7 protein-coding genes are annotated in these 7,592 nt (G+C 70.1%); 1 reads left to right on the forward strand and 6 read right to left on the reverse strand.

Features of this window, described 5'->3' with window-relative positions; all coding sequences use genetic code 11:
* The first annotated feature begins 145 nt into the window (after nt 1–145).
* Nucleotides 146–904, forward strand: coding sequence for an Imm52 family immunity protein (locus tag VF697_RS17485; protein WP_331096419.1), 759 nt, complete (start codon nt 146–148; stop codon nt 902–904).
* Between the two features lie 17 nt (nt 905–921).
* Here VF697_RS17485 and VF697_RS17490 read toward each other — a convergent pair whose 3' ends face one another.
* The 6 genes from VF697_RS17490 to VF697_RS17515 all read right to left on the reverse strand — a co-directional run.
* On the reverse strand, nt 922–2,988 hold the full coding sequence (locus tag VF697_RS17490; protein WP_331096421.1) for an adenylate/guanylate cyclase domain-containing protein: 2,067 nt from the start codon (nt 2,986–2,988) through the stop codon (nt 922–924).
* 64 nt (nt 2,989–3,052) lie between these two features.
* On the reverse strand, nt 3,053–3,709 hold the full coding sequence (locus VF697_RS17495; protein WP_331096423.1) for a carboxypeptidase regulatory-like domain-containing protein: 657 nt from the start codon (nt 3,707–3,709) through the stop codon (nt 3,053–3,055).
* Between the two features lie 5 nt (nt 3,710–3,714).
* Nucleotides 3,715–4,485 (reverse strand): hypothetical protein, encoded by a 771-nt coding sequence (locus tag VF697_RS17500; protein WP_331096425.1) that lies wholly within the window; start codon nt 4,483–4,485, stop codon nt 3,715–3,717.
* Between the two features lie 70 nt (nt 4,486–4,555).
* Entirely contained in the window at nt 4,556–5,308 is a 753-nt protein-coding gene (locus VF697_RS17505) for a TonB family protein (protein WP_331096427.1), read from the reverse strand.
* A 78-nt stretch (nt 5,309–5,386) separates the two neighbouring features.
* Nucleotides 5,387–6,112, reverse strand: coding sequence for a response regulator transcription factor (locus tag VF697_RS17510; RefSeq protein WP_331096429.1), 726 nt, complete (start codon nt 6,110–6,112; stop codon nt 5,387–5,389).
* On the reverse strand, nt 6,087–7,592 hold a 1,506-nt coding region (locus VF697_RS17515; RefSeq protein WP_331096431.1), incomplete at its 5' end, for a HAMP domain-containing sensor histidine kinase. The genes VF697_RS17515 and VF697_RS17510, both read right to left, overlap by 26 nt.

Genomic DNA, 7,592 nt, shown 5'->3' on the forward strand with positions numbered 1-7,592 from the left:
ATCGAAGCTTGCTGAGAGGCTGCGTCTGCCCGTGATCTGGCACGTGGCCGAGGCGGAAGTCGCGAACGCCCTGCGCACCCTCTTCGGAGAGAAGCGTTGGACCATCACCGTCCGACATACGCCGCCAGTGCAGTGAGGAACTCGTATGAGAGAGGGCTACTACGTTGGGGCGTACTGGGGACCGCGCCAGGAGATGGCCCTGGAGTGTGCCCGTCGAGCGGAGTTGTTCTTCCACATGCTGGCGCGGTGTGACCCGTCATTCGCCCAGTGGTACCGGGGGGGGCGTGGATTCCCCCGCGAGCTGCCGGGCTACCCTGTCCGTCCCGAGGTGAAGGAGTGGGAGCAATTGTTCCTTCGTGGGAGGAACCGCACGGACGTTGGCAAGAAGGTCATTGAAGACCTGGGCTTCAACGCAATGGTGTGGAACGCGAAGAAGGAGAGCACCTACGTCGACATGGGTTGTGGCAAATACTCACCGTGGGGTGGGTCCAACTCGTGCCTGCTCAAGCCGCCCACGAAGGGCGAGGTGCGAGAGCGCCTGCTGCGCGCGCCGGTGCTGGCCGAGGTGCTCACCAGCATGGCCACGGCGTGGGACCCCGATTTCGCCATGGCCAGTTCCTCGGAGATGGTGGACCTCGTGGAGAAGCGGAAGCGAGAGGTGCGGGTGGGCTGGCTGACGTACCTGTCACGCCGCCTGGGCACGGTGCCGCCGCTGCCGGCGCCCGTGCGCATCGAGCCGGTGGGCGCGCTGGGCTGGCTGCTCATCCTCTCGCCCGAGCCCATGACGGCGAGCAACCCCGAGCACGTGGCGTTCACCGCGCGCGTGCGCGAGCTCTTGGACCGCGCGGGGCTCATCGAGATTCCCGAGCCCGAGCGCCCCGCCTCCGAGCCGCTCGACGAGTGACGCGAACCAGCACGCGCCTACTTGCTCTCGATTGAGAAGACACCGTCCCAGTCCTCGGGCGGAGGCCGGGAAACCCACGCCTCGCAGCGGGCGGCGAAGACGAGCGAGGGTGGATCCTCCGGGCTGGCGAGGAATGCCTCGCGGGCCTCGGCGAAGCGGCGGGCGCGGTAGAGGGCGAGCCCCTCGGCGAACCGGGACAGGTGCACGGGCGGCGTGGCCCCGGCCACGTCCACCAGCTCGTAGACGCGCACGGGGAGCTGCCGCCCCTTCACTCGCAGCAGGTCCAACTCCCGGGCCAGCACCACGCCGCGAGAGGCCCGCAGCGTCTCTTCCGAGACGAGGATCCGCGTGCCGTACACCTTGGCGGCGCCCTCCAGGCGCGAGGCGAGGTTCACCGTGTCCCCGATGACGGTGTAGTCCTGCGCTGCGCGTGAGCCGATGTTGCCCACCACGCCCGGGCCGGTGTTGATGCCGATGCGGCAGTCCAACCGCTTGATGCCGTGCGCCTCGAGCTCCGGTGCCAGTGCGTCCACCACCGCCAGCAGGCGGAGCGCGGTGAGACAGGCCCGTGCGGCATGGTCCTCCTGCGGCAGGGGCGCGTTCCAGAAGCACATGATGGCGTCGCCGATGAACTTGTCGAGCGTGGCCCCGTGCTGGCCGAGCACCTCCGTGGCGCGCTCGAAGTAGCCGTTGAGCACCTCCACCAGCTCCTCGGGGCTCATCTCCTCGCTCATCGTGGTGAAGCCCACCAGATCGCTGAAGAGCACGGTGAGCTCGCGGCGCTCGCCACCGGGGGCCGCCTTCTCCGGGTTGCGGATGAGCTCGTCCACCACCTGCGGCGCCAGGTAGCGCTTGAAGAGGCCTTGGATCTGATCCCTCTGGCGCAGGCCCGCGACCATCTCGTTGAAGGCTCCGGTGAGCCGGCCCACCTCGTCCGCGCCCCGGACGGGCACCTCCACGTCCAGCGAGCCCAGGCGCACGCGCCGGGCGGCGGCCTCCAGTTGCACCAGCGGCGCGGAGAGGTGGCGCGCCAGCAGCACGGCCATGGCGAGTGCCAGCAGCACCACGACCACCGAGGTGGGCAGCAGCCGGGTGCGGAAGCCCGTGAGGATGGGCTCGATCTCCGCGTCCAGGTCCCTCAGGACGAACACGCGGCCGATGGGCGTCCCCTCCACGTCCTGGAAGACGTCCTCGCGCACGAGGTAGCGGTCCTCGCCAATGCGCACCTTCCGGGGCTCGGTGGCGGAGAAGTCCTTCTTTGTGTCGAGCACGGAGGCGAAGCCGGGGAGGGTGGTGGCCAGGGAGCCGTCCTCGGCGAGGAGGGCGAAGCGGGCGCGGGCATCCCGGATGGCGGGCCCCGCGACTCCCTGCTCCACGGAGTTCTCCAGGAGCAGGTCGCTCACCCAGCGGCCCGACAGCACCACGCCAATCGGCCGGAGGCTCTGCTTCTCCTCGTGGCCCGGGGAGGCGATCGGCCGGGGGCTCTGCTCGGGTCTCTTCTCGTCGCCGAGGGTGGTGGCGAGGTGCGCGTGGACGAGCAACAGGTCCCCCTGTCGGATGCGCTCCCTGGGCACGAAGGTGAAGGGCAGCCTGCTCAGGTCGGCCGGGGACCAGAGCACGGAGGCGGAGCCCTTGCTTCGCGCCTGGTCCAGCACGGGCAGGTCCACGGTGTTTCCGACCTGTTCGTCATCGCCGTGGGAGAACACCAGGCGATTGTTCAAGTTGAAGAAGGCCCAGATGCGCTCGCCCTGCTTGATCCACCCGAAGACCTCGGTGTCCGCGGAGAGGATGACCTCGTGCGCGCCCTGGACGCCCGCGAGCTCGTCGTCGCCCTCCTCGAGGCCGGCGGCGTTGTCGTTGGAGTTGACGGTGAGGGCGACGTCCAGGAACGTCCGGTCGCGCGACCGCGCCTTGGCGACGTCGCGGATGCGCGTTTGCGTGGAGCGGGAGAGCTGCTGGAAGGCCTCCAGCGTGCGGAGCAGGTCTTTGCTGATCTTCTCCTCGGCGGCATCCTCGACCGCGCGCGTGGTGGCCACCAGTGCCACGACGAACGCCATGCCCGCGAGCAGCATGAAGGCCAGCACGAGTCGGGCCGACAGCGATTGCCAGGCCCGAGCGTGGGCAGGGCGTGCCGGGGGGGCGGGAGCTTCAGTAGGCATCGGCGCGGGGGGTGTACTGGCGGCCGTGCTTGTCCAGGTGGCTGTCGTCGCTCCGCGTCTCGTTCAGCTCCAGTGTCGCCGTCACCTCCTGGCCGGGCTTCACGGTGATCTCCGTGCGTGACACGTCGCTGCTCTCGTCACGCCGGTGGACGGCGAAGAGGGGATGGGTGCCGGGCGGGACGCCCTTGAGGACGAAGCGCCCATCGGGTCCGGTGACGGCGAAGGCCCGGTTGGGCACCACCACCAGGGTGGCCACCATCTGCTCGTGGATGTCGCAGTAGACGTCGATGATGCCCGTCTTCTTGAAGGTCTCCGTGTAGTCCTCCCCGGGACGGTTCTTGCCCGCGTCGAACTTCCTGGCGCGCGAGCGGGAGAAGACGTTGTGCACCACCACGTCGTTGTTGGAGAAGCGCACCTTCTGGCCGGCGACGACGGCCATCACCGACGGCTGGAAGGCCTTGTTGCGCTGGGCCATGTTGACCTCCGCGGCGGGGGGCGTGTCCGTGTAGCCGGTGAGGTAGACCACCACGCCGGAGCGATCCGCCTTGGGGACGGGGCGGCCATCCGGTCCCCGCACGGTGATGCGGACCTCGCCGCGGACGGTGCCCTGCTGCGCGGCGGCGAGCGGAGCGACGAGGAGCCACATCAGGATCAGAGCACCACGGCCCATATCAGCCTCGGCATGAACTGGGGGGTCTCGGGGAAGAGCGGCGTGAGCCCCACCATCACCCCGAGCGTGACCCACGTGCGGCCGAACGTCCAGGCCAGGTCGGCGCCGAGGAAGTGGTGCTGCTCCCCCTGGAGATCCTGGAGGGGAAGCTCCCCGAAGGCCTCGAGCGAGGCACGCAGCTCCCCGTCCTCGGAGAGGGGATACGACGCGCCGGCCGCATAGGTGCCGAGCAGCCGTACGGGGCGCTCCTGCCCGCGCAGGGCCGGGAGCCCCACCTGGGTGCCCAGATCGAGCACCAGGCGCAGCCCGCCCTCCGTCTGGAAGGACTGCACGAGGTTGGCGTCCACGCGGGAGGGGCCCGTGCCGTGGATGGCCTGGTGCCAGGCCACCCGGACCAGCGGCTGCCAGGCGCCGTCATGCCCTCGGGGATTGAGGCGCAGGCGAAAATCCGCGTCGAAGGAGTCGAGCCGGGTGGTGTCGCGGGTGGCCACCACCTGGAAGGGCACCGCCAGCTCGAGCCGCTGGGTGAGCCCGAACACGGGGCCCCACCAGATCCAGTAAGCGGACCGCTGCCTCGACACGCCCGGCGCCCGCGACTTCACCCACAGCCACTGCTCCAACTCCACATCGCCCTTGGGGACGATCTCCGTGTCGTAGACCCAGATGAAGGGCCGTCGCCCGGCCTCGGCCGACGTGGGAAGCACGGCCAGGGCGAGGCCGGCCATCATCACAACCCGAAGCACTGCGTTCATCTACCCTCCCGGGGACGCACCCCACACCGGGGTTGCGTCCAGGGGGTCAGGCATATCCGACCTGGAGCCCTCAGGGCATCCGGAGCTTCACGTTGAAGGTGTAGGACACGCTGACGGGCCGGCCCTGGAAATGCACCGGGCGGTAGTGGCGCGTCGTCAGGGCCTCGACGACCGCCGCGTCCATGAACGGCAGGCCCTTGATGATGCGGCAGTTCTCGACCGAGCCCTCACGGGTGATGGTGCACCGGGCGATGATGACGCCGCTGACGTGGGCCTCCATGGCCTCGCGGGTGTACTGGATCTGGGCGCCGGAGAGCATCTCGGGCGGGGTCATCCCGGAGCCGAAGGGGAGCACCTCCTCGCCCGTACTGCCGAGGCCGTTGCCCAGCGCCAGGCCGGCGATGACCTTCGCACCGGGGATGCCGCCCTCCGTGACGCCGTTGGGGTCGCTGCCCGGGATGTAGGGCAGGTCGTTGACGTCCGCCTCCGGGTTGGCCGGGGCCGGCTCGGGCTCGGTCGCCTGCGGGAGCGTCTCCGGAGGCGGGGGAGGGATCTTCTTGGGCTGCACCAGCTCCTTCTTGGGCGGCTTGGGCTTGGCGGGGGTGGTCCGCGCGACCTGGGTGGGAGTCGGGTTGCCCTTGGGCGGCTGCGGGATGTGGCGCACCATGGTGATCTCAGGGTCGGTGACCGCCGTCACCACCGCCCTGCCCGACAGGGCGATCACACCGGTGAAGACGCCCGCGTGCACCATCAAGGAGACCCACACTCCGGCTCCGAACCGACCTGCGCTCAACCCCGACTGACTGATGACCGACTGGAACATTCGGACTCCCTCCTGGCTGACACCGACCAACCTACGGAGTCGGGAGGGTCCGGTGGCCTTGGGTCATCCATCTCTTCGTCATGGTTTCGTCATGGGCTCGATCTCCATGCGGTAGCCCACCCCCCGGATGGTGTGGAAGGTGAAGGGGGAGGCGCTCGTCCAGCCGAGCTTCTTCTTCAGGTTGGAGACGAAGTTGTCCACGGTGCGCGGGTCCACGATGACGTCCCGGCCCCACACCGCGTCCAGGATCTCTCCCCGGGGCAGGGCCCGGTCCCGGTGCTTCAAGAGGAAGGCGAGCAGATCGAACTCGGTGCGGGTGAGGTCGATGATGCTCCCGTCGGCCCGGGACAGGAGGCGCTTGCCGAGGTCCAGGCTGAAGCCGGAGAAGCTCATCACCTGGGGAGGGGCGCCGCCGGCCCGGCGCACCAGGGCCCCCACCCGGGCGAGCAGCTCGCGCAGCCGGTAGGGCTTGGTGAGGTAGTCCTGGGCGCCCGCCTCGAAGCCCTTGACGATGTCGTCCTCGAGCGAGCGCGCGGTGAGCATCAGCACCATGGTCTGCACGCCGCTGGCGCGCAGCCGTCGGCAGAAGGAGTAGCCGTCCTCGCCCGGGAGCATGACGTCGAGGATGAGCAGGTCGAAGGAGCGCTCGCGCAGGAAGGGCTCGGCCTCGCGGGTGTGGGAGGCCACGGTCACCTCGTAGCCCTCGTCCTGGAGGTTGTCCCGCAGGCCGATGCGCAGGTTCGCGTCGTCCTCGACGACGAGGATGGAGGGGCGGGCGCTAGGAGGACTGCTCTGGGCGTTCATGGCGGGGGTCGGGGAAGAACAGGGAGAAGGTGGTGCCCTGGGGGCCGGAGCTGTCGATGGAGATGCGGCCCCCGTGCAGGGCCATGATCTTCCGGCACAGCGCGAGCCCGAGGCCACTGCCGTGCACCTCGGTGCCCTGCGAGTCGAGCCGGTAGAAGTCTCGGAAGACGTTCTCCCACTCGGCCTCGGGGATGCCGATGCCGTTGTCGCCGAAGAGCACCACGCAGCCATGGCCCGGGTGGGGGTAGGCGCGGAGGGAGAGCTGCACGGGGTTGTTGCGGTTGTAGGCGCACGCGTTGCGGGCGAGGTTGATGAGCAGCAGGCGCAGCAGGGACGGGTCCACCTCGAGCTCCACGTCGCCCACGTCGGCGGTGAGCTGGACGGGGACGGAGGTGTTGCCCACCAGGTCCGAGCGGAGCATGCCAATCAACTCGTCCAGCTTCACGTGGGCGGGCCTGAGCTGCCAGCGGCCCTTGTCGATGCGGTTGAAGGACAGGATGTTCTCGACGAGGAAGTGCAGCCCGTCGGCGGCCTGGATGATGCGCGAGGGGTAGTCACCCATCTCGGGGGCCCGCGAGCGCTTGCGCTCCAGCGTCTCGGCCAGCAGGCGGATGGAGGCCAGCGGGGTGCGCAGCTCGTGGGAGACGGTGGCCACGAAGTCGCTCTTGAGCTCGACGTAGCGGTAGCGGCCGTGCTGGGCCACCACCGCCATCACCACGATGGCCACCGCGAGCGCGCCGCAGGTGGCCACCAGCAGCGTCTTCAGCCCGTAGCGCTGCTCGATGTCGTGCTCGGCGGCGGCCCACTGGGGGATGTCGGCCTCCAGCCGGAGGTGCTCCAGGGGCTGCACCGAGCCCGTCGTCTTCAGCCGCATCCGGCCGTCCGGGCCGAAGAGGCCGCGCTCGCGCATGTCCCGGGTGAGCTCGCCCAGGAGCGCGTCGAGGTCCACGGCGATGCCCCGGATGAGCTCCTCGCGCGGCTCCACGTACCAGCGCTCGCCGATGAGGGTGGGGCCGGGGAGTGCCTCGGGCATCACCAGCATGCCGGCACCGGCCTCGTGGGCGCGCGCCAGGAAGTCGTCGGAGCGCTCGCCCAGGGCGGCGCTGACGCGCACCACGTGGGCGAGCAGGAAGTCGAACTCGGGCTGGGTGAAGCGCCAGCGCTCGCGCAGCAGGTCGCGCTGGAGGCCCGCGGAGCGCTCGATGCCGCCGAAGTCCTCGGGGAGCCCCTCGCGCAGGAGCGCGCGGACGAGGGGGGGAGTGGCCTCGCCGCGCTGGAGCCGCTCCAGCAGGAGGATGACGAAGGGCAGCTCCTGGGCCAGCGGGAGGGGGTTCTCCGCGTGGTAGCGCAGCAACTCCTCGGCGAGCGCGTGGGCGTGGGCGGACTTCTTCTGGTCGAGCGCGGCCTCCACGGCGCGCAGCCGGACCAGCCGCTCCTTCCAGGGGTCCGCCGGGGTGCCCTCGGCGAGGGCGCGGAGGAG

Source organism: Archangium sp. (assembly GCF_036388035.1).
Taxonomy (GTDB): domain Bacteria; phylum Myxococcota; class Myxococcia; order Myxococcales; family Myxococcaceae; genus Archangium.

Excerpts from the sequence above, each read along its gene's own strand:
- VF697_RS17485 (WP_331096419.1), top strand. The coding sequence starts at position 146 with ATGAGAGAGGGCTACTACGTTGGGGCGTACTGGGGACCGCGCCAGGAG.
- VF697_RS17495 (WP_331096423.1), bottom strand. The coding sequence starts at position 3,709 with ATGTGGCTCCTCGTCGCTCCGCTCGCCGCCGCGCAGCAGGGCACCGTC.
- VF697_RS17500 (WP_331096425.1), bottom strand. The coding sequence starts at position 4,485 with ATGAACGCAGTGCTTCGGGTTGTGATGATGGCCGGCCTCGCCCTGGCC.
- VF697_RS17505 (WP_331096427.1), bottom strand. The coding sequence starts at position 5,308 with ATGTTCCAGTCGGTCATCAGTCAGTCGGGGTTGAGCGCAGGTCGGTTC.
- VF697_RS17510 (WP_331096429.1), bottom strand. The coding sequence starts at position 6,112 with ATGAACGCCCAGAGCAGTCCTCCTAGCGCCCGCCCCTCCATCCTCGTC.